At 43.2% G+C, this 24,920-nt stretch carries 29 protein-coding genes, 1 riboswitch and 1 other annotated feature; of the genes, 18 read left to right on the top strand and 11 right to left on the bottom strand.

The window, feature by feature from the left end; genetic code table 11:
* Positions 1–99: 99 nt before the first annotated feature.
* From IGJ42_RS10920 to IGJ42_RS10905, 4 genes are all read left to right on the top strand, one after another.
* Positions 100–1,365, top strand: a complete 1,266-nt coding sequence (locus IGJ42_RS10920) for an MFS transporter (protein ID WP_429969271.1) — start codon at positions 100–102, stop codon at positions 1,363–1,365.
* Between the two features lie 31 nt (positions 1,366–1,396).
* Entirely contained in the window at positions 1,397–1,579 is a 183-nt protein-coding gene (locus tag IGJ42_RS10915) for a hypothetical protein (protein WP_005225550.1), read from the top strand.
* A 230-nt stretch (positions 1,580–1,809) separates the two neighbouring features.
* Positions 1,810–1,911: riboswitch (THF riboswitch) on the top strand.
* 26 nt (positions 1,912–1,937) lie between these two features.
* Positions 1,938–2,468, top strand: coding sequence for a folate family ECF transporter S component (locus tag IGJ42_RS10910; protein ID WP_005234846.1), 531 nt, complete (start codon positions 1,938–1,940; stop codon positions 2,466–2,468).
* A gap of 130 nt (positions 2,469–2,598) precedes the next feature.
* The gene (locus IGJ42_RS10905) at positions 2,599–3,825 is read left to right on the top strand and encodes a glycoside hydrolase family 3 protein (protein WP_194193055.1); all 1,227 of its coding nucleotides are present in this window, start codon (positions 2,599–2,601) and stop codon (positions 3,823–3,825) included.
* Positions 3,826–3,896: 71 nt separating this feature from the next.
* Here the strand turns inward: IGJ42_RS10905 and IGJ42_RS10900 are convergent, their stop codons facing one another.
* The 10 genes from IGJ42_RS10900 to IGJ42_RS10855 all read right to left on the bottom strand — a co-directional run bounded on the left by IGJ42_RS10900 (position 3,897) and on the right by IGJ42_RS10855 (position 9,001).
* Positions 3,897–4,748 (bottom strand): Rgg/GadR/MutR family transcriptional regulator, encoded by an 852-nt coding sequence (locus IGJ42_RS10900; RefSeq protein WP_008378897.1) that lies wholly within the window; start codon positions 4,746–4,748, stop codon positions 3,897–3,899.
* Between the two features lie 404 nt (positions 4,749–5,152).
* Positions 5,153–5,341: a hypothetical protein gene (locus IGJ42_RS10895; RefSeq protein ID WP_005234854.1), complete on the bottom strand. Its 189-nt coding sequence runs from the start codon at positions 5,339–5,341 to the stop codon at positions 5,153–5,155.
* 130 nt (positions 5,342–5,471) lie between these two features.
* On the bottom strand, positions 5,472–5,624 hold the full coding sequence (locus IGJ42_RS10890) for a hypothetical protein (protein WP_429969270.1): 153 nt from the start codon (positions 5,622–5,624) through the stop codon (positions 5,472–5,474).
* 213 nt (positions 5,625–5,837) lie between these two features.
* Entirely contained in the window at positions 5,838–6,092 is a 255-nt protein-coding gene (locus tag IGJ42_RS10885; RefSeq protein WP_430615394.1) for a hypothetical protein, read from the bottom strand.
* 6 nt (positions 6,093–6,098) lie between these two features.
* Positions 6,099–6,260, bottom strand: coding sequence for a hypothetical protein (locus tag IGJ42_RS10880; RefSeq protein ID WP_430615392.1), 162 nt, complete (start codon positions 6,258–6,260; stop codon positions 6,099–6,101).
* 103 nt (positions 6,261–6,363) lie between these two features.
* Positions 6,364–6,948, bottom strand: a complete 585-nt coding sequence (locus tag IGJ42_RS10875; RefSeq protein WP_005234861.1) for an AAA family ATPase — start codon at positions 6,946–6,948, stop codon at positions 6,364–6,366.
* Between the two features lie 116 nt (positions 6,949–7,064).
* Positions 7,065–7,436, bottom strand: coding sequence for a hypothetical protein (locus tag IGJ42_RS10870; RefSeq protein ID WP_429969269.1), 372 nt, complete (start codon positions 7,434–7,436; stop codon positions 7,065–7,067).
* A 257-nt stretch (positions 7,437–7,693) separates the two neighbouring features.
* Positions 7,694–8,179, bottom strand: coding sequence for a tetratricopeptide repeat protein (locus IGJ42_RS10865; protein ID WP_429969268.1), 486 nt, complete (start codon positions 8,177–8,179; stop codon positions 7,694–7,696).
* A 57-nt stretch (positions 8,180–8,236) separates the two neighbouring features.
* On the bottom strand, positions 8,237–8,764 hold the full coding sequence (locus IGJ42_RS10860; RefSeq protein ID WP_061054384.1) for a GNAT family N-acetyltransferase: 528 nt from the start codon (positions 8,762–8,764) through the stop codon (positions 8,237–8,239).
* A 24-nt stretch (positions 8,765–8,788) separates the two neighbouring features.
* Positions 8,789–9,001, bottom strand: coding sequence for a hypothetical protein (locus IGJ42_RS10855; protein WP_008378885.1), 213 nt, complete (start codon positions 8,999–9,001; stop codon positions 8,789–8,791).
* Between the two features lie 720 nt (positions 9,002–9,721).
* Positions 9,722–9,775: a sequence feature (sodium ion sensor (DUF1646 type); this cis-regulatory element may regulate processes involved in with the transportation of sodium ions), on the top strand.
* Between the two features lie 112 nt (positions 9,776–9,887).
* Here IGJ42_RS10855 and IGJ42_RS10850 point away from each other — a divergent pair.
* The 10 genes from IGJ42_RS10850 to IGJ42_RS10805 all read left to right on the top strand — a co-directional run bounded on the left by IGJ42_RS10850 (position 9,888) and on the right by IGJ42_RS10805 (position 19,760).
* Positions 9,888–10,220: a V-type ATPase, subunit F family protein gene (locus tag IGJ42_RS10850; RefSeq protein ID WP_172634712.1), complete on the top strand. Its 333-nt coding sequence runs from the start codon at positions 9,888–9,890 to the stop codon at positions 10,218–10,220.
* Positions 10,198–12,159: a V-type ATP synthase subunit I gene (locus tag IGJ42_RS10845; RefSeq protein ID WP_429969267.1), complete on the top strand. Its 1,962-nt coding sequence runs from the start codon at positions 10,198–10,200 to the stop codon at positions 12,157–12,159. The genes IGJ42_RS10850 and IGJ42_RS10845 overlap by 23 nt, the downstream gene beginning before the upstream one ends.
* Positions 12,156–12,626 (top strand): V-type ATP synthase subunit K, encoded by a 471-nt coding sequence (locus IGJ42_RS10840; RefSeq protein WP_005225567.1) that lies wholly within the window; start codon positions 12,156–12,158, stop codon positions 12,624–12,626. Before IGJ42_RS10845 ends, IGJ42_RS10840 begins: the two co-directional genes overlap by 4 nt.
* 13 nt (positions 12,627–12,639) lie before the next feature.
* Entirely contained in the window at positions 12,640–13,224 is a 585-nt protein-coding gene (locus IGJ42_RS10835; RefSeq protein WP_016621539.1) for a hypothetical protein, read from the top strand.
* A gap of 3 nt (positions 13,225–13,227) precedes the next feature.
* Positions 13,228–14,214, top strand: a complete 987-nt coding sequence (locus tag IGJ42_RS10830) for a V-type ATPase subunit (protein WP_429969266.1) — start codon at positions 13,228–13,230, stop codon at positions 14,212–14,214.
* Positions 14,204–14,512 carry a V-type ATP synthase subunit F gene (locus IGJ42_RS10825; protein WP_005225570.1) on the top strand — a complete coding sequence of 103 codons (309 nt, stop codon included), beginning with the start codon at positions 14,204–14,206 and terminating at the stop codon, positions 14,510–14,512. Before IGJ42_RS10830 ends, IGJ42_RS10825 begins: the two co-directional genes overlap by 11 nt.
* Before the next feature lie 15 nt (positions 14,513–14,527).
* Positions 14,528–16,315: a V-type ATP synthase subunit A gene (locus tag IGJ42_RS10820; protein ID WP_016621536.1), complete on the top strand. Its 1,788-nt coding sequence runs from the start codon at positions 14,528–14,530 to the stop codon at positions 16,313–16,315.
* Positions 16,299–17,696 (top strand): V-type ATP synthase subunit B, encoded by a 1,398-nt coding sequence (locus IGJ42_RS10815; RefSeq protein WP_016621535.1) that lies wholly within the window; start codon positions 16,299–16,301, stop codon positions 17,694–17,696. Before IGJ42_RS10820 ends, IGJ42_RS10815 begins: the two co-directional genes overlap by 17 nt.
* Entirely contained in the window at positions 17,677–18,306 is a 630-nt protein-coding gene (locus tag IGJ42_RS10810) for a V-type ATP synthase subunit D (protein ID WP_008378868.1), read from the top strand. The genes IGJ42_RS10815 and IGJ42_RS10810 overlap by 20 nt, the downstream gene beginning before the upstream one ends.
* Before the next feature lie 77 nt (positions 18,307–18,383).
* Positions 18,384–19,760, top strand: a complete 1,377-nt coding sequence (locus IGJ42_RS10805) for a TrkH family potassium uptake protein (RefSeq protein WP_086296973.1) — start codon at positions 18,384–18,386, stop codon at positions 19,758–19,760.
* Positions 19,761–19,803: 43 nt separating this feature from the next.
* On the opposite strand, the gene IGJ42_RS10800 is transcribed toward IGJ42_RS10805, so the two are convergent.
* Positions 19,804–20,463 (bottom strand): hypothetical protein, encoded by a 660-nt coding sequence (locus IGJ42_RS10800; protein WP_016621533.1) that lies wholly within the window; start codon positions 20,461–20,463, stop codon positions 19,804–19,806.
* A 321-nt stretch (positions 20,464–20,784) separates the two neighbouring features.
* Here IGJ42_RS10800 and IGJ42_RS10795 point away from each other — a divergent pair, with 321 nt between their 5' ends.
* From IGJ42_RS10795 to licT, 4 genes are all read left to right on the top strand, one after another.
* Positions 20,785–21,156 (top strand): MarR family winged helix-turn-helix transcriptional regulator, encoded by a 372-nt coding sequence (locus IGJ42_RS10795; protein WP_016613534.1) that lies wholly within the window; start codon positions 20,785–20,787, stop codon positions 21,154–21,156.
* A 171-nt stretch (positions 21,157–21,327) separates the two neighbouring features.
* Entirely contained in the window at positions 21,328–22,440 is a 1,113-nt protein-coding gene (locus tag IGJ42_RS10790) for an NADH-dependent flavin oxidoreductase (protein ID WP_429969265.1), read from the top strand.
* A gap of 346 nt (positions 22,441–22,786) precedes the next feature.
* Positions 22,787–23,833: a hypothetical protein gene (locus IGJ42_RS10785; protein ID WP_430615386.1), complete on the top strand. Its 1,047-nt coding sequence runs from the start codon at positions 22,787–22,789 to the stop codon at positions 23,831–23,833.
* A 228-nt stretch (positions 23,834–24,061) separates the two neighbouring features.
* On the top strand, positions 24,062–24,898 hold the full coding sequence (licT, locus tag IGJ42_RS10780; RefSeq protein ID WP_005234912.1) for a BglG family transcription antiterminator LicT: 837 nt from the start codon (positions 24,062–24,064) through the stop codon (positions 24,896–24,898).
* Positions 24,899–24,920 lie beyond the last annotated feature (22 nt).

The following is a 24,920-nucleotide window of genomic DNA, read 5'->3' as shown; positions in this document are numbered from 1 at the left end:
TGTTAATGCTCTTTTTTAACAGCAAAAGCGCATTTCAAGTAGAGGAAGTTTCGGTATAGTAAAACGCATCACAGCACAAACAGGAGGAATGGAAGAAACATGTCAGACAGGGAAACCAATCAAGAAGGAATCGTCAGCTCGACGCCGTCAACCAAAAATGAAAAACTATGGAACAAAGGGTTTATCACGATTACCTTGATCAATTTTATCGTCTTTCTCGTGTATTATTGTTTTGTCGTCATCACTGCGAAATTTGCCACTCAGGAGTTAGGGGCATCCACCGCACAAGCTGGCTTGGCAGCGGGGATCTACATTATCGGAACCTTGATCGCTCGCTTGTATGTTGGAAAAATTTTAGAATTAGTTGGTCGTAAAGCTGTTTTGCGCTGGGGGATATTGTTTTATGTCATTACCACCGCTGCTTATTTGGTCTCAGTCAACATTTATATTTTAGATACTGTGCGCTTTTTCAATGGCTTTGCTTATGGTGCTGTCTCAACTGCGGCTAATGCGATCGTCACAGCATATATCCCAGCTTCCAAACATGGCGAAGGGATCAATTACTATGGATTAAGTACCAGTTTAGCAGCGGCAGTCGGGCCTTTTATTGGCATGCTATTATTACCGACCGTCGGCTTTGATTTCATTATTTGGTTAGCAACCATCTTATCAATCGCAACAGCCATCGCGTGTTTCTGGTTCCCAGTCAAAAATATCCCATTAACAGAAGAACACAGAGCACAACTAAAAAAATGGTCCATCAAAAGCTTTGTCGAACCAAAAGTCTTTTTCATTTCCGGGATTGCCTTTTTGATCGGGTTGGCTTATTCCAGTGTTCTCGGCTTCTTGTCAATCTACGCCAGTGACCTTGGGTTAGAAACGGCCGGTGCTTTTTTCTTCATCGTCTATGCACTTTCCGTGACCTTCACACGACCAATGACTGGCAAACTATTTGACCGCCATGGCGCAGATGCGGTCATGTATCCTAGCTTTCTTTTCTTGACCCTTGGTCTTTTCCTATTGAGTATTACCGGCAACAGCTGGATGTTGTTGCTTGCGGGTTGCTTTGTCGGCTTGGGCTATGGCACCTTCATGTCGAATGGCCAAGCCGTTTGTCTAAAAGAGGTCGATCCTCACCGTGTCGGCGTAGCGCTCTCCACCTATTTCATCGGGCTGGACCTCGGCTTAGGCGTAGGTCCCTATGCATTAGGAAGCTTGCACGGTCTGTTTGATTACTCGCAGATCTACATCTTATGCGGACTGATCCCAGTCGTCGTTCTTGTTTTATACAAATTGTTTTATAAAACGAAACGCGCAGTTGCCGCCGTTGGTACTTTGAAGCAGCCAATCAACGAAGGAGAATGACCTCAACCATTACAAAAAGGAGTGTTTCACCATGGATAACAATCAATTGATTATTGAAGCATTGAACAAATTAGTGACGAACATCAACGAATTAAATGAAGAAATGCACGCTATGAAAGAGGTCACCGCAACGATGACCCATGAACAACTTGCTATCGATCATCAATTACGCGACATCAAATCGGTATTGATCAATGACAATTTAATTGGATAAATTGTCATAAGGCATAAAATGAAACAATAAACAGGAATGAACGCTTTTTTTGAGAATGTTTGTTGCTCACTTACTGGTGGCAGAAAAATTCACATAAGAAAAGCGTTTTTTTGATGCGCAAAAAAGAAAAGCGAACATTGGCAGAGTTTGTACAAGAAAATAAGCAAGAAAAATTGTGGCAGTCCGCGCTTGTATGCTATAGTGTGTCTGGGTAGTAATACCTAATAAAAATCAGAGTAGGAAATAAAGCGTTAAGTGCTGAAAGGATGGGATGTTGCCTTTCGGACGAAGAACGGTCATTCGTTCGCGGTTTTATTTTCGCATTCGCTGCATGAATTTGTAGCAACTCTAAAAGGAGATGCTCGCTATGAAAAGAAAAGTCGATGCACACATGATTGCGGTCATGGGACTTTTGATTGCCTTGATGGTGGTCTTGTCGCAAATCTTGGGGTTTGAAACCTCCTATATCAAAATCACATTTTCCTTTGTACCACAGCTGATCATGGGTATGCTGTTTGGTCCGTTTTGGACCGCAGTTGGCTCGTCATTAGCTGATATCGCAGGAATGGTGATTTTTCCAAAATCAGCCTACTTTTTCGGCTTTACCATCAATGCCTTTGTTGGTGGACTGATTTATGGCTACTTCTTCTATCGGAAAGAAGTCACATTAAAACGAGCGGCAACGGTCGTCTTGTTAAATACTATTTTGATAACCTTGATCTTAACTCCGATCTGGTTAGCTATGATGCTGAATATTCCTTTGACAAGCTGGGCCATCTGGTCGGTCCGCTTGCTAAAAGCAGTCATCATGTTCCCGATACAAACTGCGTTGATTTACATCGTAGGGCGTGCGGTACCATACAAACGGCTGATCCGACGGTTCGTTTAACGAGTAAAAAAGAACGATAACATCCATTGAAGTGAATCATCTGCGAATATTTCGTCAGTGGTTCACTTTTTTCTTTCTAAGGATGGGCTTAGTCATTCTCAATAACTTGTTTAGAGGGGAAGGTGAACCTATGAATAAAAAAGGACTCGCTATGGGACTGTTTCTTTTCTTAGTCTTAGCAGCAATGGGAGGGATGAAGTGGGTGATAGAACAGCAAAAACAGCAAACGGAGGAGTCATCCGTGATCCAGCAAAGCAGCTCGAGAGACGAAACAAAGGAAGAAAGCAGTGCAAGCCAAGAAACCACCTCAGTTTCCACGTCACCTTCTGTTTCCACTTCCACGCAAGAACAGTCAGAAGAGGCAATAGAAGAAAAAATCGCCACGATGAGTTTGGAGGAGAAGGTCGGGCAATTGTTTTTTGTGCGTGTACCTGAAAGCAATCAAATCGAAGAACTTCAAAACTATCACTTTGGCGGCTATCTGTTATTCGGCCGTGATACCGAAAATGAGACGGCGGAGAGCTTGAAACAGAAAATTTCAGATTACCAAGCAGCCAGCGCCATTCCGCTGTTGATCGGTATGGATGAAGAAGGGGGCACGGTGACTCGCATCAGCCGCAATCCGAACCTTACGGATCAGCGTTTTCTCTCACCACAACAGCTATATGCCCAAGGTGGATGGTCGGCGATCGAAGAAGATACAGCAAAGAAAGCGGAAATTTTAAAAGCGTATGGCATCAATGCCGGGCTGTTTCCCGTTGCCGATGTTTCCACTGATCCGCAGTCCTTTATCTACGACCGAACCATTGGCATGGATGCGCAGGGCACGAGTGCGTTTGTAGAACGTGTGGTTCATGTTTTGCAGAAACACCACGTGGGGTCAACCTTGAAGCATTTTCCCGGCTATGGCAACAATCGTGACTCGCATGTCGCCATCGTCACCGATGACCGCCCGCTATCTGCACTGCGGGAAACGGATTTTCTGCCTTTTGCCGCAGGGATCAAGGCTGGTGCCGATAGTATTTTGGTGGCCCATACGATTGTCAATAGTATCGATAACACTGTACCCGCCTCAATTTCAAAACCCGTGCATGAGCTGCTCCGAAATGAATTGCATTTTGAAGGGGTCATCATGACGGATGACTTGGATATGGCAGGACTTTCTGAGTTCATTCCGCAAAATGAAGCCGCATTACAGGCGTTGCAGGCGGGAAATGATCTAGTGATCTCATCTACCTACCAAGAACAGATCCCCTTTGTCGTACAAGCGGTTGAAGATGGCCGCTATTTGGAAGCTGATTTGAATGCTTCCGTCAAACGAGTTTTGCTCTGGAAAGAAGCATTGCATTTACTTTAAGAAAAAATAAACCTGCTGTTTCCTCCGTGTAAGAGAGTCGTTCTCTTACTGAGAGGAAGCAGCAGGTTTTTTTAGATACTATGAGCCAGTACCTCTAATTCTTTGGCAAAGGCTTCTTGTCCAATAAATCGCAGATAGTCCAAGGCTTTTTCAATCGTGGCCATTCCCAGCGTACGATCTCCTTGGAACAAGGCGTAAATGCCTTCGAAATAACGAATCATCAGGCGGATACGATCATTGTCCGGCGGCAGGTGATCGGCTAGATACGTCAGCACATGCGCCAACTCGGCAGGTTTTTTGCGATCGATAAACAAGAAAGCCGCATTCGTCAGCAATTTTGTGTAGATTTGATAATTGATACTTAGCGTATTGCTGTAAAAAATTTTTTTATTCAGGTGTTTCATTTGATACAAGATGTACTCGTCAGAAAAAAGGAAAAGCAGATTGGTAAATAAGGAGATTTCAAACTTTCCCCACGTGTCGATTCGTTCCAAGTATTTCTTGATGGTCGCTTCGATGATGCAACGTTCTTCCTCGTCGGTAACTACGCCTTTTTTCTCTAAAATCAAAAAGAATTGACTATACAATACATAATAGAAAAAATCCTTCGTGGTTTTATACAGTGCTTGGGCTTTGTTGATCAAAGAGAGTACTTCAGAATAATTGCTTTCATAGTAAGCGGTGGTCAACTGTTTGGATAGCTGTTTTTTCTCGCTGACTTGATTGTCATCCAAGCGATACTCAAATTCTTCTAAGGTGACATTTAAGCGGTCCAAATATTGGTGCAAAATATCAAAGGCGATGCGATGCCCTTTTTGTTCAAAGGTTGCCAGTGTACTGCGTTCTGAAATGTTCTCAACCAATTTTCGCTGTGAGATATTTCGTTCCGTTCGTAACTCTTTTAACAAGTCATTGGCCTTCAAAAAATCCCTCCTAAAAAAAGTGGACGGAAAAATAGTCCAAATATGTTACAGCATTATTTTGCGGGTAAACTTGAAGAAAGTCAATTAAAGGAGGAGAAATGGATGTTTGATTTTTTTAGTTTTCCCTGGGAAGTTGTAGAACTAATGGCTAACGTTTTTTCTTTCTTCAAATAATCGATCCTTTGTGATTGGTTAGCAATTGATTTTTTAACAGGAAAAAAGTATAAGTGGTTTCACGTAATAAGTTACTGTTCATTCGCGCATTCAAACGCCCTCTCCCCAAACAGCTTACCCTGTCAAGGTGCGTAGGTTTGCCGAATCCCTTTTAAAAAAGGAGCAAACACAACAGCGAGTGATTGCTCTTTTTTTGTTGGTCAAAAAACCTGCATACGGCATCGCAACAGTCAGTTTTGCTTTTTCTTAAACATTGGTTCATTCGGATCAGAATAGTAATCAGGATTGAATTCATCATCGATCGATACCCCGAAAAGAGAAACGAGACTGGGAAGAAACCCAATCACGCCGAGGACGACGGCAACTGGAAGGTAGAATTTTTTACGCTTGTACCACGGAAGTTGCGATTTCTTTTCCATAGGAAATCCTCCTTTTCACTTAGTGTAACATGTTCTTAAGTCGGTGTGAATAAATATGATGTTGATAAAATTTCGTTTGGGGGATGTGTATCATTCGTTACACTGATTTAGGAATTGTATAGGATCAGTTTTAGATGATCATGGCAGAATAGCCGTAAAAACTTGGGCGATACTGAATCTCAACAATTTTTAAACCATTATCCTGAATAAAGTCTAAATACTGGTTGACTTTATTCTCAAAGGATTTTTCAGAAAAACCACTTGAAATTATTTTTACGTTCATTGCGTCACTCCTTTTATTAAGATAAAACCATTATATATTTGAACAGAATTAAAAACAATGAAAGTATTCAAAATAAATAAACTATGTTCTTTTTATTTGTTTTATATGAGCAATAATTCTCTTTTGTGTTATAAGAATATATGTATTAGATAGCTGGTAATACAAAGAGAAAAAGAACCGAGTAAGAAAGCAATTCTTCTTACTCGGTTCCTTTTATTGAAAATAATCCTTGGCTTGGTCCATCAAGGTTTGAAAGTCTGATTCGTTTTTTCTTATTGCCTCTGTTAGGGTAAACAAATAACCGTTGGGGTCTTTGATGGTCATTTCAAGGGCATTCCAAGGCTTTTCCATCAAAGGTTCCACGATCCACTTTGCGGGAATTTTCTGAGCGATATTCTGAAGATCATTCATCGCTACATTCAAAATTGCCCCATCGCCAACAGTGAACGCTTCTGCTGCAATCAGCATCAAATCTTAGTAGTCAGCAAGACGCAGGTGGTCCATCATCACTTGATTTTCTTGATTGCGAAACTGATACAATGACTGGAAACCCAAGATTTCTGTGAACCATTTCGATGATTGCACAATATCTTTTGTCTTCATTTGGTAAAACATTGGCATAACATAAACTTTCATTTTGACACCTCCTCTTGATTAGAGGATACCGCTTGACGCAGCGTCAAAGTCAATAGACATTTTCGTAGTGAAGCAAAGCTTGATAATGGCGTTTCTTTGGCACTTAAGTCAAGGAAAAATGGGCAATAATTTTTTGACTCACTTCATCAGGTGACAAGTGGGTATTGTTGATTTTCAGCGAAGGAATCGTTGGGAAAAGGGTAGTTAATTCCTGTGGCAGGCTTTCTAAGCGATAGTTTTCATACGAAGACAAAAGCTCATTTCTAGAAAAAGCCAGCGCTCTTTTTGACGGCTTTGCGGCTAAACGGTCCTCATGGCAATTGCGCTTTAAACGTTCCTCAATATCAGCCACTAATTCGATAAAATAGACCTCTTGTCGGGCATCGGTAAATAGCTGGGCGATCTCTTGTAAAAAAGCTAAATCTCCCGCTTGATCGAAATCAATCAAGACCGTAAAGATGATTGATTTTGTCGTATTATTGGCTTCATTATGAACAAAGGCTTTGAAGAGTTCGATCCGCGTTTGATTAGACAAAGCAAATGCTGCTGGGCTATAGCCAAGAAAATTCGCAAATAGATCAATGGTCTGGTGATTGAATAATAGTTTTGCATCCAATCGTTTTTCCAGTTCTTTCCCCACAGTCATTTTTCCTACCGCTTGCGCGCCAATCAAGACGATCAATGGCATCACAACACATCCTTTTTATCAATCGTAACAAAGGTGGGCTATCGTGTAAATCCGTTCTTAGAAAGAAACGATTGAGAAGCTGGATTTTTTTATGTGGAAACCAAGGATGCTCTTTTTTAGGTAAAAAGGAATGAGCGAAATTTATCTGAGACAGGAAAAAAGATCATACAGCATAGTAGTACGGTTTGGAACAACAAAATGACTAGTAGATTGATCGTTTCAAATCGTGAATAAAGATAGAAGTGGATCAGCCATTCGAAGACATTGACAAAGACTAAATAAAGGTAGTGCGCTTTTTTGACCTTGCAGTTTTTCAACCAATAATAGCTTAAGTAATAATCCAGCAAGATCATCAATAATAGAAAAAGTTTGCTAAAAGCCGTCAGATTGTCATGCTGGGAGGCAAGTTTTTGAAAAAATAGCAAAAGTGTGGGTGTCGGAATATAAATAATCAATAAGGATAGAAAAAAATAGACAATAAAGGGCATAGTCATTCCTCCAAAATATTGATAAAAAAAGCATAGATAAATTAGCAAATTTGACCGTGCACGTCAATTGGTTTTGTTATCGAAATTTTCGATAATGGATGATTGGTATTGATTGAAGGAAAAAGGATCATAGGAAAGTCGATGGCTATTGATTCAGCAAAGCGCTGATAGCGAAGGAGTAATTAAGGGACAGGAAAAAAGAAATACTCCCTTTCTTTAATCGAGAAGGGAGTGGTTGATTGATCCGACGGAAACATCTAACCCCATGTCTCATTGAGTTTATCCGCATAAAACAAAAGTGCCTGTCGGTAAGACTGGATGTCTGGATCGCTAGAGGTTTCGGCAAGCAGGGTCAATAATCGTTCAGCGGCTTGCTCATACTCGGCTAGATTAAACAGTGTCATGGCATAGAAGGTTTGCAAAGCATGATTTTTTGGAAACAGCTGCATCGCGTGTAAAAACACTCCTTCGGCTTTTTGATACTTGCCGAGGGCACGATAGGTGCTGCCTAGACCTAGGTAGGCATCTGGCAAGTCGTTTTCTGATAAACCTAACGCGATTGCTTGTTCATAATAAGGAATTGCCTGTTGTTCTTCCCCTAAAAGATCATAGCTCCAAGCCGTTTGGTAGTGGACAAAGGCATCTTGGGGATTTTCGGCAGCTAATTGAATCAATTGTTCATTTGATTGTTGCAGCTTTTTTTCAGCCCGCAGTTGGATCGCAGCAGCTAGTCGTTCATTCATTGGTTCGAAGCTCCTTTTCAAATAGTAGAAAATGACACGGATAACTTGCGAGCCTAGCTAAGGGGAAAGATCAGCCCAGCTTTCACCTGCAAAGGAAAAACCGCATGCTTCATACAGCTTGTAGGCTGGCTGATTTTCAACCGTCACTACCAGATAAAGGTGAGTGAGTCCCATGGCTTTTGCTCGTTGGATCACTTCATTCATCATTAGCTTGGATAAGCCTTTGCCTTTAAAGGCTGCGCTCATAACAACAAATAATAGCAGGGGAAGCTCTTGAAACGTGCTGGTTACTACGGCACCGATAGGATAATTATCCATTTGCAACTGAAAAGAAAGCTCTGGACTCAAGGGACCGTATTTTCCGTCAGCAGTCTCTCTCAGCTCTCTTTGCCAGTCAGCAATCGATTCCCCTTCGTCATCCGTCGTTTCATGATAGGCCGAATAAAAAAGTTCTGCGACACTTCGAGAATCCGGGATAAAGGGGTCAAAAGAAAGGGCGGATTCTTGTAAAGCTTTGGGGGTATGTTGTAAGTCACAAGCCATAATGATTCGTTTCATAGAAGCACTCCTCTCTGCTCGTTTCATTTATTATAGCAGAGCAAAGCTTTCTCAAGATCGTTTTTTTCTAATGAAAGCCCAGATACAACGAATTCCTTCGTAGATTGCAGTAAAGACAGCAACCAGAAACAAAAACGACATGTAATGGATCAAAAAAGCCAGTTGAAACCACAAGCCATAGACCATCGGCAGGACGACGAGCAAACAAATTCCTAATTCGATGTTTCGCTTTCTTCTTATTTGAAACCAACGTTCATCTGACATCCTTTTTTCCTCCTGTTCATTCTTTACACACGCTCTCGGATAAATATCCATCTTTTTATAAAATATTCAATATAGTTGCGATATTTTGATTAAAAACTAGAAAACTAGTTTATTTTTTGGTAATCTTGAAGATAAGATTAGAAATAGCTGTTGTTTTTTATTTTGACTTATTATCCCACGAAAGACAAGGTGAGCACAATGGAAAGAAAACCGATGTATTTAAAAAATGGGCTTCCTCTAACAATGGAGCCCGGTAAGATTTATACATGCCTTTACCGAGGCGGTTATTTCATTTGTGAAGAAAAGGGCCAACCGCTGCCATCGATAAAAAGAGAAGCGAAATAAGCGAACTTCTCACTTAAGATTTGTCAGGGATCGAACGGGTTGTTGGAATTGTTATCTCCTTTTTAGTACCAATCAAATGATGTCTAGCATTTTCAAAAAATCTCAACGTTCTTCATTCAGACCATTCTAAGGCTTAAATTGATTTTGACCGATTTCAATTTAGTAAGAACAATCCGATCCCTGACAAATGTTAGGTGAAAAGTCCCCAAGAGACTGAACGAATAGTAATGGTTATTCGGACAGCCAATAGCAGTGGAATTACGAGCGAACATACAATAGTAGAAATCGTCTTTTTCTCATAAAAAACGATTCTACTTGAAGGGAACATTTTTTTTTGCTATAATAGTTCAGGAATTGAAAAATAAAATAGACAAAGGTTGAGCATTTTTTATGCTTCAAGGATCAGGTTTGCCAAGGGGTGAGGCAAACGTTCTTGGAGGAATGCTGGCCTTTTTTTTGTTATCAGCATACTTCTTCGTGAGGTATGCTTTTTTTGTTTATTTTTCAGTTGAGAATATAAATCACTATGGGAGGGAAATCGATGAGAGAAGCTTTGACTCGTTTACGAGAAGCAGAAGAAGCCAATGAACAGCAATTGCTCGCTTTGAAAAAAGAACTGCAGTCGGAAGAAGCGCAGCAGCAACAAGCATTGCAAGAGCGGGCTTCCGCTTTGGAAGAAGCCCTTGCTCAAGAACAAGCAACAGTCGAAGACCAGTTGGAACAGTCACTAGAAGCACAAAAGCAGCAGCTGGCAAAAGAGACCCAGCAAGTGTTAGATCGTTACCAAAAAAATATGCAAAGCTTCCAAGAGCAAGCGGTTCAACAGATCGTTGAAGGAGTGATCGGAACTTATGGCAGTAACCAAACTAAATAAATTAACGTTGATCACCCCGAAGCACTACCAAGAAAGGTTATTGACGAAGCTGCAAACGATGCAGTTTGTTGAAATCGAGAACGTATTTGAGCAGGAAGCGAACGAAACTTGGCTACGGGAATTTTTTGCAGGAGCCACCCCAGAAGGTGCTTCTCACCAACCAATGATTCGTCGACTGCAAGAAGCAATCCGCTTTATTCGCCAAAATGGTGATGCGAAAAAAGGCACGGAATGGCAACGAGATGCCTTGCGGCTGTCGGACTTTGAAACAAGCTTCGATGAAGCCGCAGCATTAACGGAGCTGGTTGAAGTCGAGAATTTGCAGGAGCGCTGGGTAGAGACGATCGAAGCGATCGAAGCAGCGACGCAGTCGGAAGAATGGGCGACACAATGGCAAAATCTTGACGTGCCGTTGGAGATCGAAGCACCTGCTCATACAAGTTTTTTTGCTGGGCGTGTCGAAGGCCCACGCTGGGAAGATCTAGCTGAAGCCTTGCGACAATTGGAAGAGGTTCATATCGAAGTGATCTATTCTGAGCCAAAAAAAGTCAATTTCAGCTGCCTATTTTTAGCAGCGATCGAAGAGCAAGTGTTCCAATTGTTTCACCGATATGGGGTGAAGAAAGAAACCGGTCTAACATCCGAATCACCAAAAGTGGTTTTGCAAAACGCGAAACAAGCGTTGACTTCCTTGACCCAGCAGCGCAAAGAACTGATTACAGAAATCAGTCAGCACAAACAACGGCTGATCCTGTTACAGCAAGCGGAAGAACTGTTTTTGACTCGTGAGAATCGGGCAATGATGCAACAGCGCTTAGCAGCTGGTCAGACCTTTGCCCTCTTGCGCGGCTGGATCGCAGAAAAGGATCAACCGTTAGTGGCGGAAATGGTCCAAGAATCCTTTGCCAACGAGATTTACTATTCGTTTGAAGAACCCACTTCAGAGGAGATCGCTGCTAATCAAGTGCCAACGAAGCTAAAAAACGCCTCGTTTATTCAACCCTTTGAAATGTTGACGGAGATGTACAGCCTGCCAAAATACGATGAGATCGATCCAACCCCATGGATGACGCCCTTTTACTATGTTTTCTTTGGTATGATGGTGGCTGACTTAGGTTATGGTGCATTAATGGCTGTAGCGACCACGATCGGGCTGCACGCCATGCGTTTGCCCAAAGGGACCAAACGGTTTCTGAAATTGTTCCAGATTTTGTCCGTGCCAACTATGATTTGGGGCGCAGTCTACGGCTCTTTCTTTGGCGCTACATTGCCCTTCCAACTTTTATCACCCTCCGAAGATTTTATGGCGATCTTTGGTCTATCCATGATTTTTGGTGGGATCCAACTGTTTACAGGCCTTTATTTAGCAGCCAAAGAAAATATCCGCAAAAAGGATCTTTTAGGTGCAGTCAACGATGGCTTTGCGTGGCTAGGACTTTTGAGTGGTCTTTTAGTGGCAGCCGCAGGCAATCTTTTGATCGATGTCCCAGCACTAACAACCGTCGGCTTGATTTTAGCAGGCTTTAGTGCCTTATTGATCATCGTGGTACCGATTCTGAAAGGGAAAACCAAAGTGGGCGGCTTCTTTTTAGGGTTGTATGACTTGTACGGTGTGACAAGTTACATCGGCGACTTTGTCAGCTACAGCCGCTTGATGGCATTAGGGATCTCCGGTGGGAGTATCGCAGCAGCTTTCAACTTATTGGTGGGCTACTTGCCGCCAGCCGCTCGTTTTTCTGTAGGCATTCTCTTATTGGTTGTCCTACAAGCTTTAAACATCTTTTTATCGTTACTGAGTGCATATGTGCATGCCGCACGTTTACAATATGTAGAGTTTTTCGGAAAATTTTTCACTGGTGGGGGGCGCCAATTTGAAACCTTCAAGCCAAGTGAGAAATACGTTGATTTTGATAAAGAAAATGGAGGAGACAATAAATGATTGATTACTTAATTAATAATAATGGTGGTATGGTGTTTGCAATTATCGGAATGGGGATCGCTACGATCTTTTCTGGGATCGGTTCAGCCAAAGGGGTGGGCCAAACTGGTGAAGCAGCGGCAGCCTTAACGACGAATCAGCCGGAGAAGTTTGGACAAGCCTTGATTTTACAATTACTTCCCGGAACGCAAGGGCTATACGGATTCGTTATTGCGTTTATGATCTATGGTAGCTTAAGTGGTGAAATGTCGACAGTGACTGGTATGGCGTATTTGATGGCCTCACTGCCAGTTGCCTTTACTGGCTTATTCTCAGGAATGGCCCAAGGGAAGGTCGCTGCAGCTGGGATTCAAATTTTAGCGAAGAAACCAGAGCATTTCTTTAAAGGGGTCATGTTCTCAGTAATGGTTGAGATGTATGCCATCTTAGGTTTTGTTATTTCTTTCTTACTTTTAGGAACGATTTAAAGGGGGCGAAGGTATGGACGCAATCGACAAAATGATTGCTGAACTAGACCAAGAAGCGCAGACAAAACGGGAACGTTTGGCTGCCGCTGAACGTGCTAGGATCAGTGAAACGATGGCACGTGACTGGGCGAAAAAAGAGTCGGACTTGCAGCTTCGTGCCCAGCAAGCAAAAAAGCAAGCCGAAAAACATTATCAGCAAGCCCTGAATCGCCAAGCAAGTGCCGCTAAGCAGCAGCAAATGGTGAAACAAAACGAATACTTGACACAACTTTTTGAGCAAGCGTATCAAAAAATGGTTGCCTGGACGCCAGAAGAGCTGCAGTCATTTGCTGAAAATGTGCTGCAGCAGTTGCCGATCAGTGGGACGGTGACCTTCCACGCTGGTCCTGAGCAAGCAGCCCATCTAGATGCCGCTTGGCTTACGTCTTGTCAATCAAAACTACCGTATCAAATCAAAGCAGGCGCACCATTGACAGAAGCGGGCTTTTTGGTAGATGACAACGGCATTCAATACAATTTAACCTATCAGGTACTGCTTGATGAATACAAGAAAGAAACCCGAGAACGGTGGTTGCAGATCATACAACAAGGAGGTTGATCCATGAGGAACTATCATCAATTGAATCCAATCATTCGGCTGAAAGAGATGACGTTGTTAAAGTCGCAAGAAGTCGAGCAAATGATTGCGGCAAAAGGGTTTGCTGAAGTCGAAGCTGTCTTGCAGCAGACCCATTATCAACGCTATTTGAAGCCAGATTTTTATGAACGATTCGAAACCTATCTCGATGAAGAATTGTTAAAGACGATCAAAGAATTGGCCGAGCTGGTTCCTGATCAAGAGATCCTCCGACTGTATATGATGCCTTTTACTTTCCATAATCTAAAAGTCTTGACCAAAGAGTCAGTCACTGGAAAAGATTATGATCATCTACTGATCGAAGACGGTTTTTACACGATCGATGAGTGTCGGACCGCCATCAAAACGGGAACCTCAGAGGTATTGCCTGAGAAAATCGTGACTACGATCCAAGAGGTGCGGGAGTACTTAGAAGGCGGCGCCGTGCTGCAAGGCATCGATATCATTTACGATCGCCGGTATTTACATGAACAACGGCGACTGGCAGATGAAATTAAGATCCCTGAGCTACAAGAAGCTGTCATCAAGATGATCGATCTGACCAATCTAACGATCGCCGCTCGTTGTGTACTTCAAAAACGATCGCGCAGTTTTATGGAGGCAGTCTTAGTGAGTGTCGGCAGTATCCCGAAAGAAGAATTTTTAGCGTTTGCGGATGCGTCCTATAGCGACTTTTTAGCCTTCTTATTAGAAAGTGATTATCAGGAAGTGTTGCGGCCTTTGATTCATGAACAGGTGATCGACTTTGCTGGCTTGGCACTTTTACAAGACAATTTGATCACAGAAAGCTATGGTCAAGCTCAAACGGATGCTTTAGGACCACTGCCTTTACTCGCATTTTTGAATGCTAAGGTTTTGGAACTGCAAAATCTGCGTATCTTGCTGGTAGGCAAACGCAGCGGCTTTACGGAAGAACAAATCAGAGAAAGGATGCGGCACTATGACTCATAAAATCGGCGTGATCGGCGAGAAAGAATCCGTCATTCCTTTTCAACTATTTGGCTTTCAGGTCTGCTATGCCTCGGAAGAAAAAGAAGTGAAGCAGGCGCTGGCAAAATTAATGAAGAACAGTACGATCATCTACCTGACTGAAAAATGTGCCGAGCTGATTCCCGATGAATTAGCAAAAGTCCAACAAAAAATGACACCTGCAGTCATCTTGATTCCTGATTACGATGGTTCCCGAGGAATCGGCAAACGAATGATTCAAGAAAATGTCGAAAAAGCAGTTGGGCAAAACATACTATAGAGAGGAGCCGATGTTGTGGAAAAAGGAACAATTATTAAAGTATCCGGTCCATTGGTGTTAGCCAAAAATATGGGCCATGCAAGTTTAGAAGATATCTGTTATGTAGGAGATTTAGGCGTGGTCGGTGAGATCATCGAAATGCGCGGCGACGTCGCTTCGATCCAAGTCTATGAAGAAACGTCCGGGATCGGACCTGGTGAACCAGTCGAAACCACCGGTGAACCGCTATCCGTAGAATTGGCGCCTGGGATCATGTCACAAATGTTTGATGGCATCCAACGTCCCTTAGAAACCTTCATGTCTGTCACCCAAAGCAACTTCTTGACGCGTGGGGTGCAATTGCCTGCGTTGGATCATGAGAAAAAGTGGCCTTTTGTACCGACCGTGGAAGTCGGCGCGGCAGTCAGTACCGGGATGGTCATCGGCACCGTGCAAGAAACACCGTTGATCAATCACAAGATCATGGTTCCTCATGGCGTTTCAGGAACAGTCAAGGCTGTTTATGCGGGGGAATTTACGATCGATGAAACGATTTATGTTTTAGATACACCCAAAGGAGAACGGTCTTTCACGATGCTGCAAAAATGGCCCGTTCGTCATAGTCGTCCTGTAAAGCAAAAACTGAATCCAGTCGAACCAATGATTACTGGCCAGCGAGTGATCGACACCTTCTTTCCAATCGCTAAAGGCGGGGCGTCAGCCGTTCCAGGACCTTTTGGTGCAGGGAAGACTGTCGTTCAGCACCAAATCGCCAAATGGGCGGATGTCGACCTAGTCGTCTATGTCGGCTGCGGCGAACGCGGCAATGAAATGACCGATGTAATGAACGAGTTCCCAGAGTTGATCGACCCTCGCAGTGGTGAATCTTTAATGGCGAGAACCGTGTTGATCGCTAACACCTCCAATATGCCGGTAGCCGCTCGGGAAGCGTCGATTTATACTGGGATCACGATTGCGGAATACTTCCGAGACATGGGGTATTCCGTGGCGATCATGGCGGATTCCACCTCACGTTGGGCAGAAGCACTGCGGGAAATGTCTGGTCGTCTGGAAGAAATGCCCGGGGATGAAGGGTATCCGGCTTACTTAGGCAGCCGCTTGGCAGAGTATTATGAGCGTTCTGGAAAAGCGATTTGCTTAGGTTCTGATCAAGAAGGCAGCATCACTGCCATCAGCGCTGTTTCACCATCAGGCGGTGATATTTCAGAACCAGTTACCCAAAATACGTTGCGGGTCGTTAAAGTCTTTTGGGGCTTAGATGCCACCTTAGCGCAAAAGCGTCATTTTCCATCGATCGATTGGTTGAAGAGCTATTCTTTATACGAAAACGAATTGGGTGCCTTTTTGGACCAACAAATGCAAGTAGATTGGTCCAAACAAGTAACAGAAGCCATGCGGATGCTGCAAAAAGAATCTGAGTTGTCAGAGATCGTTCGACTTGTCGGCATCGACGCTTTATCCGAAAAAGATCAGTTATTGCTGGAAACCACCAAGTCTTTGCGAGAAGATTTCTTGCAGCAAAACGCTTTTGACGACGTTGATACGTTTACCTCTCGTGAAAAGCAGTTCAAAATGCTGGAAACGATCTTGCTGCTCCACAAAGAAGCGGAAGATGCGTTGACACTAGGTGCGTATCTTTCAGAAATCTATGCAGGGACCGAAGAATTGCGAGACAAAGTGGCACGTATGAAGTACCTGCCTGAAGCAGAATTAGCAAAAATTCCTGCTTTGCATCAAGAGATCAAAGCAACGATGAAAGAAATTTTACAGAAAGGAGACCGCACTGATGATCAAGGAATATAAAACGATTGGAGAAGTCGTCGGACCATTGATGGCCGTCGATCGCGTCTCCGGTGTCAAATACGAAGAGTTGATCGAAGTCCGCATGCAAAACGGCGAAACGCGGCAAGGACAAGTACTGGAGATCCAAGAAGACAAAGCGTTGGTCCAAATTTTTGAAGGAACCGGCGGGATCAATTTGCGAGAATCTGCGGTCCGCTTTTTAGGACATCCTTTGGAATTAGGCGTTTCCGAGCAAATGATCGGACGAGTCTTTGACGGCTTAGGTCGGGTCAAAGATGGCGGAGTAGAGATCGTCCCAGAAAAATTTATGGACATCAACGGCGAAGTGATCAATCCAGCAGCGCGGGATTATCCTGATGAGTTTATTCAAACGGGGATCTCATCGATCGACCACTTGAATACGCTCGTTCGGGGACAAAAGCTACCGATTTTTTCTGGTTCTGGTCTGCCTCATAAAGAATTGGCTTCGCAAATTGCGCGTCAAGCACAAGTGTTGAATTCAGAAGATGATTTCGCTGTTGTGTTTGCTGGCATCGGGATCACCTTTGAAGAAGCTGAATATTTCATGGAAGATTTTCGTCAAACGGGCGCCATCGACCATTCTGTCGTCTTTATGAATCTAGCCAATGACCCAGCGATCGAGCGGATCGCTACTCCCCGAATGGCACTGACGGCGGCCGAATACTTGGCTTATGAAAAGGGCATGCATGTCTTGGTGATCATGACGGATATGACCAACTACTGTGAAGCTTTGCGGGAGATCTCCTCTGCTCGTCGTGAAGTGCCAGGACGTCGCGGCTATCCTGGGTATCTATATACCAATCTATCCACGTTATATGAACGTGCTGGACGGATTCGCGGCTTGAAAGGTTCAGTAACCCAGCTGCCGATCTTGACCATGCCAGAAGATGACAAAACCCATCCGATTCCCGATTTGACCGGCTATATCACCGAAGGACAAATCATCTTGTCTCGTGATTTGTATAAAAACGGCATCCAGCCGCCCATCGATGTCTTGCCGTCATTGTCACGGTTAAAAGATAAAGGGACCGGCGAAGGCAAGACACGTAAAGACCATGCCGCAACGATGAACCAGTTGTTTTCTGCGTATGCTCAAGGAAAGCAAGCCAAGGAATTGGCAGTCGTTTTAGGAGAATCGGCATTGTCGGAAGTAGATAAAACCTATGCCAAATTTGCAGAACGCTTCGAAAATGAATACTTGAACCAAGGGTACCGCACCAACCGTTCGATTATCGAAACCTTGGAATTAGGGTGGGACTTGTTGGCGATACTGCCAAAAGTCGAACTGAAGCGGATCAGCGATGCCTTACTGGCGGAATACTTACCGGGAGAGGAGAACAATGGCGCAAAAAACCGTTAATCCAACCCGCATGGAGCTGTCGCGCCTCAGCAAACAATTGGCGACAGCCAAACGCGGACATAAATTATTAAAAGACAAACAAGACGAACTCATGCGTCAATTTATTGAATTGATCAAAAAGAATGACCACTTGCGTAAAGAAGTAGAAGAACAATTGCAGCGTGCCATGAAGGCATTTCGCTTAGCCAATGCCACGATCAATGAAAAATACATTGAAGAAATGTTTATTTTACCAGCAACTGAGGTCTCCCTTGAGTTATCCACGAAAAATATCATGAGTGTGGAAGTGCCAGTGATGCATTTTGATTATGACGATACGGTGATGCAAGCGCCGATCGAATATGGCTTTTTGAATTCCAATGTTCCGTTAGATAATGCGGTCGCCCGTTTTACCGACGCCATGCCGAAGCTGTTGGAGCTAACGGAAATCGAAAAGACCTGTCAATTGATGGCAGGGGAAATCGAACGTACTCGCCGACGCGTCAATGCCCTAGAATATTTGACGATTCCCGAGCTGGAAGAAGCTATTTATGGAATCAAAATGCGGCTGGAAGAAAATGAACGAGCAAACGTAACAAGAATGATCAAAGTGAAGAATAAATCAAAATAAAATGGTATGATAAGTGAAAAACAACTGCAATAAACTAGGATTACCAAGCCATTGGTTTTTGCAAAAGGTCAAAGGAAATGAAAATGAAAAAAAGAAATCGTTTGAAAAAAAAGCTGGCATCGCAACGCTTTTTGATTCCGCAGATCGTCACACTGGTCTTCGTTTTGTTGATATTGGCAGGAACTGGCTTACTGATGCTGCCGGCTGTCACCCAAAGTGGTGAAGGTACCAACTTTTTAGATGCACTGTTTACTGCCACATCGGCTGTTTGCGTGACGGGTCTTTCGACCTTGACAGTAGCCGACCATTACAATCTCTGGGGCCAAGGGATCTTGCTGATGTTGATTGAGATCGGTGGGATCGGCTTCATGTCGATTCCCGTCTTCTTTTACATCTTGGCGAGAAAAAGAGTCCATCTTAGTACCAGGATGATTTTGCGGGAATCATTGAATCTGGATCGGATGTCTGGAGAGATCCATTTGGCATGGTACCTGATTCGGATCGCCTTTTTGATCCAAGTCAGCGGGATTATCTTGCTGGCTTTTGCATTCGTGCCCCGTTTTGGTTGGGAGCAAGGCCTTTGGTACAGTGTTTTTCATGCGATCTCGGCCTTTTGTAATGCTGGGTTTGATTTGTTCGGAAACAGCATGGTAGGGTTTCAAAATGACCCGTTTGTGCTGGGGATTATCAGTTTCTTGATCATTGCCGGCGGTCTTGGGTTTCTCGTTTGGTTCGATCTCCTGCATACGGCGTCCAAAAAACGGTCCCTGCATAGCCGCTTGGCATGGATCGCTATGATCGTTTTGGTGGTTTTTGGAACGGCAGGGTTCTTTTTGACCGAAGCCAATTCACAGTTGATCACGGGTGACTCGGTCATCGAACGTTTTTTCCAATACCTCTTCTTAGCGGTCACCCCAAGAACCGCGGGATTTTTCAGTATTGATTACGGACAAATGAGTCAAGCAGGCTTGATGCTGACGATGATTTTAATGTATATCGGCGGGACCTCGGGATCAACGGCTGGGGGATTGAAGACAACGACGTTTGCAGTCTTGATCATCAAGATCCGCAGTTTATTGAAAGGGCGCAGTCGAGCGGAAGTGTTCGGTCGCACGATCAAAGAATCTGCTGTATCGCGTGCCTTTACGTTGTTCTTCCTTACCTTGACGTTATGCTTCGTAGCGATTTTCTTATTGTCGATCACTGAGCGTATGCCGCAAACCCCAAACTTTGGGTTGCCAACCATTGCCTTTGAAGTTTTTTCCGCTTTTGGAACCGTGGGGTTGACCATGGGGTTGACGCCTTACTTGTCGGTTTTTGGCAAACTACTGATCATTTTTTTGATGTTCATTGGTCGAGTCGGCATCATGACCGTTGCTTTTTCATTGATGAAAAAAGCCAACAAACAAGAAGCTGGCTACAAATATCCTGATGAAACCGTGATGATCGGGTAACGAAACAGGGAAACGAAGCACGCTTCGTTTCCCTGTTTTTCGTTTATTGAAGTACTTCTAACATCACATCTCGTTGATCATCGCTGACATTCCCCGCATAATTCGGTGTGATCAAAGATAGACCACCCTTTTTATTTGTAAATAGATACATGTTTTGGTTAAAGTCAGGATTGCTATTGGGTGTGATCTCTTTTGAAAAGGTTAACTGGGTATTCACCTTTACTGTACGAATCCCATTGTCATTTGCTGAAAAGATGCGAATCTCCTTTGTTGCGATCGTATCGACTTGTGCTTCATAGCTTGCGCTGTCGCCGATCGAAATGATCAAAGGACTCGTGTTTTGAATCGTGACAGCATCTGGTACATTGACGCCATGGAAATAAAAAGTCAGTGAAGGACCATATTGGGAAAGATCAACGGCATATGGAAACTCATTGGCGGATACTGAGCTTGCTGTTGTTTGCGTTGCGTCAGAGTGATCCGTCGATTGCTGGCTTGTGGTTGAAGTTTTTGAAGTGGAGCTTGACGCTAAGGAGCTGCTTTCAGTCGTTTGCGTCGTCGTGCTTTGTTTGCTTTCAGTAGACACACGACTCTGACTTAGCTCGCTTGTTGATTGCGCGGTATCTTTTTCGTTGTTACAGCCTGTCAAAAGCCCCAAACTGACGAGCGTCAGTGTCCCAATCAAAGAAAATGTTTTTTTCATTGTTTACTTCATCCTTTCCTTAGAATACTAAAGCATCTAAAATAAGCAAACTATTGTGTCGAAATGCACAATTTTGCTGACATAGCGTTTAAATATTCTTTAATGTTAAAGATATTGTAATCCAGAACACTGAAAAAGAATAGGAAGTTTTTGCTGAATTTTTCGCCAATTCTATCATAAAATATTCATTAACGTCCGCAGCAGCTGGCTAGTTTTGTATAATAAAGTTTCAGCCATAGTGGCGAAGCTTTCTGGCGGCTTGCGTAACGCAGGGATCTAGATTAAAATACCTTGGTATAGGAGAATGGGGTGGTGAAGAGGATGGAAAAAGAACGGATGGGCCAATGGTTAGCCTTCACGAATCAGCATCAAGCGATCGAAGCTCGCTTGGAACAAGCCCTCAAAGCAGAAAGCAATCTGTCTTTGAATGAGTATTACGTGCTTTATTACTTAGAAAAGACCCCCAATCATAGCATGCGCCTCAACGATTTGATCGCCCATTTTGATTTGAGTCAAAGTGCGATGTCACGCATGATCATGCGCATGGAAGACAACCTGTGTGGTGTGATCGAACGGCATTCTTGTCAAGAGGATAAGCGGGGGATCTATATTGATTTGACCCAATCAGGGGAAAAGAAACTGCAGCGCTCAAAAGTCGTTTTTGAAAAAGTCTTGGAGGAAATGCTAGACTAAAGATGTTTTCACTTGTTTTCTCCTTGATTCTTTTGTAATATAAATGCATGTGCATGTATATTTTGGTAAAAGAGAAAAAAATGCACCGATTTGCTTTAAGTATCTCCTTAGGTAACCAAGCCAGTCAGATTTACAAAGCGAGATGAATCCAATGGAAAAGGTGGGAAACCCATGCGAAATGTAACAGACAAAGCAACATTTAAGCGCGGATTACAGTTGAAAAATCGAATCATTATGGCACCAATGACGACCAAGATGTCTTTCTTTGATGGAGTGATTACGAAAGATGAGTTGGCTTACTATGGCTTACGCTCTGGGGAAGTCGGAGCAGTCATCACAGCGGCAGCCAATGTCCAAGAAGATGGCAAGGGCTGGGAAGGGGAATTAGGCGCTTATGACGATGCCTTTTTACCTGGATTAAGCAAATTAGCCAGCACCATCAAAACAAATGGGACCAAAGCCATTTTACAGATTTTTCATGCCGGTCGGATGACGGATGACTCAGTTCTACGAGGCACACAACCCATATCCGCCAGCGCGGTTGCAGCTGAACGACCAAATGCCCAAGTTCCCCGAGAAGTTACGGTGGATGAGATATTAGCGATTATTGAAAACTTTAAAAAAGCTACCGAACGGGCGATCAAGGCGGGGTTTGATGGCGTAGAACTCCACGGAGCCAATACGTATTTGATTCAACAATTCTTTTCTTCTCACTCAAATCGTCGATCCGATGAATGGGGTGGCTCACTAGAGAACCGTTATCTTTTTATTGAGAAGCTCGTCGATGAAGTATTGGAAACAGTAGACCAATCAGGTGTGAAGGAGTTTATCGTCGGTTATCGGTTTTCACCGGAAGAATTCGAAGAACCAGGGATTCGCTTTGAAGATACGTTGTTCTTAGTGGACCAACTGGCAGAAAAAGGATTAGACTATCTGCACATTTCTCTTGCGGATTATACCCGTAAATCGATTTCAAAAGCGTATCAAGAAAAATCGATGTTGGCGTATGTCTATGAAAAAATCGCTCAGCGGGTTCCTTTGATTGGTGTAGGGGATGTCCGAACGTCGAAAGATGCCGCGGGCTTGCTAGAACATGCAGATTTTGTTGCAGTGGGGCGGGCATTGTTGATCGATCCACATTGGGGACAAAAAGTCTTAGACGGTCAAGATGAGTTGATCCGCACCACGGTTTCTACTTACGAACGTGAGGAACTCGTATTACAAAACGGCGTTTGGGGTTTTATGGAAAACATGATGCCAGATCGACTAAATGAAGAAAAATAAGTAGACAACCACCTTTGCCTTGGGCAAAGGTGGTTTTTCGCGATTGCCACTCATTTGGGTCACGTTGAGAAAAGCTGTTTTTTTCTCTAATGAAACCTTGTTAGCTTCAAATAGCGAATCAAGAGAAGAATTTGAGAAACAAGCCTGTAATCGGAAGAAAGAGCGTGGAAAGATTTTTTTAGTTAAAATACACGAATGAATTTTTGTTTTATTTTAATAAATAGTCAAACAATTCAGAATCATTCATTTTTCTTACAAAAAGATAGCGCAAGTCGAGTTGATTGATAAAAAAACAATCAGTTGTTAGACTGAATACAGGTTAAAAAAACAAAAAGGGGATGTAATGATGAAAAAAGGATTCAGAAATTATTTAGGTTCAGATGAGCGGGAGGCAGGCTATAATTTGTCTTGGGGTTCTATCTTTGCAGGGGTCGTAACATTTATCGCATTGTTCATGACACTGTCAATGATCGGCTCAGCAATCGGTTTTGGTTTGGTGGAACCAACATCAAATAATCCATTAGATGGTGTGGGTACAGGATTATTGATTTGGACAGTCATTACCTTTGTCTTGGCATTATTCGGTGCAGGTTTTGTTTCAGGTGTGGCGGCTCGACGTGTTGGATTGGTTCATGGTTTCTTAACATGGGCAACTAGTATGATCGTGATGATGGTTATGCTCTCTTACTTAACGATCGGTGCATTTTCTGTAGTCGGTTCACTTTTAGGAAACGTTGCTTCTGCTGTTGGCAGTGGCGTTGAAACAGTTGCCTCAGGTGCTGGCGATGTCGCTTCAAAAGCCTTCGATGAAATAACAGGAAACATTGAAGACGTCAATACAGATGAATTACAAGCGAATGTCAATGATGTTTTACAAGATACCGATGTTCCTGAATTGCAACCAGACTACTTGCAAAATCAATTGTCTGATGCGACGAACGACATCAAAGATGCCGGCAAAGACATTGCAACCAATCCAAATGATGCTGATAAAATCATTGATGATTTAGCAAGCAAATTACAAGATCGTGCTACAACGATCGGTGATTCAGTCGATAAAGAAGCAATCTCAAATGCAGTGGCTCAAAACACAGATCTAAGCCAACAAGAAGCGGAAGAAGCAACGAACAATATCGTGAACGGCTTACAAGATGCTTCTGATGAAGCACAAAAACAAATCGAAAATGCACAACAAAATCTTGAACAAGCCAAACAAGACATTGACCAAGCAGTGGAAGACGCTCGTCAAAAAGCGGAAGAAGCAAGTGATGCAACAGCCAAAGCGTCTATTTGGGGCTTTGTGGCAATGGTCTTAGGACTCGCTCTTACGTCAATCGGTGGTGTGGTGGGAGCAAACTTAGTTAAAACTGCTGACCACGAAAACCGTATCTAATTTTACCTCTCATCAAGAGAGCTAGCGATTTATAAACCAGTGAACAGCGTTCTGCCGAAGATTCAAATGGCAGCAGCGCTGTTTTCTGCTTTTAAACAAGCGGTTGAAAATCCCCATTGACGAGTGATTTTTCTCATGCTACACTGGCTCTGAGGATTGTTACCGCTTTAGGCGGGCTATACCTATTTTTTTGTGTGAAGAAATCTAAAGAAGAATAGGGTCGTTAAAATGAACGTAACAAAAGTGATCAATAACAACATTGTGATTTCTGAGAATGAGGAAAAACAAGAATTGGTCGTCATGGGCAAAGGCTTAGGCTTTAAGAAAAAGCCGGGCGATGCGATCGACGATACCAAGATTGAAAAAGTCTATCTCAGTACACAAGAGTGGAATGTCACAAAACTAACCCAATTACTTTCTTCTATCCCTATCGAACATATTCAAGCAGCGAATGAGATCATCAGTTTTGCAAAAGTTTCCCTTGGGAAAAAGTTGAGCGAAAAATTGTTTCTGACGCTGACCGATCATATCAATTATGCTATCGAGCGCTATCAAAACGGCATGGAAATTAAAAATGCCTTGCTATGGGAGATCAAGCGGTTTTATAACCATGAATACCTCATTGGCAAAGAAGCGTTATCGATCATTAAAAATCGCTTGGCGATCGAGCTGCCGGAAGATGAAGCCGGCTTCATTGCTCTGCACATCGTCAATGCTGAGTTGGATATGGCGCAGGTCAGTCAAGTATCGGAAATGGCGAAGATCATTCAGCATATCCTAAACATCGTCAAATATCATTTTTCAATGGAGCTTGATGAGTATTCCTTGAACTACGAACGCTTTGTGACCCATTTGAAATTTTTTGTCCAGCGCTTATTCAGCGGTACAAAGCTCGATGATGCAGGAACCGGCAGTTTTATTTTTATGTTGAAAGACCGCTACATGAAGGAATATGCGTGTGCGTTGAAAATCAGTGACTACATCAACAAAGAATTCGGTAGACCGTTAGAAGAAGACGAATTGATCTATTTAACTATACACATCAAACGAATAACAAGTGCTTAGGATTGTTACTGGATTGGCAGGC

Source organism: Enterococcus sp. DIV1067f (assembly GCF_050543505.1).
Taxonomy (GTDB): Bacteria; Bacillota; Bacilli; order Lactobacillales; family Enterococcaceae; genus Enterococcus_D; species Enterococcus_D entomosocium.
The sequence above is the reverse complement of the archived record's forward strand: the minus strand, read 5'-3'. Positions and strand labels throughout refer to the sequence as shown.